The 1,256-nt window shown below is 53.6% G+C and carries 1 pseudogene; it reads left to right on the top strand.

The window, feature by feature from the left end:
- Positions 1–169 precede the first annotated feature (169 nt).
- Positions 170–956, top strand: a pseudogene (locus FFS57_RS25030) (IS5 family transposase).
- The last annotated feature ends 300 nt before the right edge of the window (positions 957–1,256 follow it).

The raw sequence follows: 1,256 nt of genomic DNA, 5'->3' as shown, positions 1-1,256 counted from the left end.
GTGCATGCTGCTCAAATCGCTCCACAATCGCTTGCCAGATTTCCGCTCTCCCTCGTACGCATTGCAATCAGCAGGATACACCTGATTGCTCAACAAGACCTTGAAAGGGGTGGGTCTGAGAGCCTGTTCAAAGTCTTTGTGGGTAGCTGTTTGTGAGACACTTGGAGGGATGAGAAAAAGCTATCCAAGCGACATCCGTCGCGAACAGTTCGAAGTCATCCGGTCATTACTGGAAAGTGCCCGTAAGAAGACCAGCCCACGCCGCATTGATTTGTATGAGGTCTTTTGCCCGGTCCTGTATTTGCTCAGAAGTGGCTGTCAGTGGCGGATGTTACCTGATGCTTTTCCAAAATGGCGGGCAGTACATTCCTATTTCACCATCTAGAGCGAGCCACGTGAGGGTGGTAGCCTGCTGGAGCAGGCGCTTAAAAAATCAGGTTGGCGCGGCCCGCGAGAAACGGGGGCGCAACGCCAGCACGCGCTACTTGATTGTGGACGCACAGAGCGTGAAGAACACTGATACCGCCGGACTGAAAGACTACGACGCAGGTAAGAAAGCCTCGGGCATCAAACGTCACATTGCAGTGGATACCCAGGGACTGCCACATACGGCGGCGGTCACCACGGCGAATGTGACCGATCGCAAAGGTGTACTCCAAGCGCTTCAGCGGTGCCAATCCAGGCTGCATCGCGTTCAAAGCCTGTTGGCGGATGGTGGCTATGTGGGACAACCTTTTGCGCAAGGTGTCCGTGACATACTGGGGGAACAGGTGACGCTGCAGATCGCCAAGCACAGTGAGTTGTATACCCTCAAGGTCATACCCCAGCGCTGGATCGTGGAACGGCGTTTCGCTTGGCTGGAAAAGCACCGGCGGTTATGGAAGCACTGCGAGCGTCAGTTGAATACCAGTCTGCAGTTCATCCATTTGGCCTTTCTCATCCTGCTGCTTAAATGAGCATAAACAAGTTCTTACGCAAAACACCACCCTGCAAATTGCATGAAAAATGAGTTGCGTGTAATGAGATGGTTTTAGGACTATCCAACTTCAAACGTCACATGACTGGAGCAATAGCAGGGCGGGATCGAACTTGCCAACGACATAAACCCAGGTACGACAGTGCACCTCACCAAGCAACCTGGTACCCAGTCCGGTAAGCTGCGAACCCCAATCCTTCACCGTCAACCTTGGCCATGGTCCTATTCACCCACCTCGCCGATCTGCCCGACCCACGTACCCCGATCAACATTCGCCACA

The sequence above is a fragment of the Chitinivorax sp. B genome, from assembly GCF_005503445.1.
Taxonomy (GTDB): domain Bacteria; phylum Pseudomonadota; class Gammaproteobacteria; order Burkholderiales; family SCOH01; genus Chitinivorax.
Note: the sequence above shows the minus strand (reverse complement) of the source record. Positions and strands in the feature narration are given on the sequence as shown.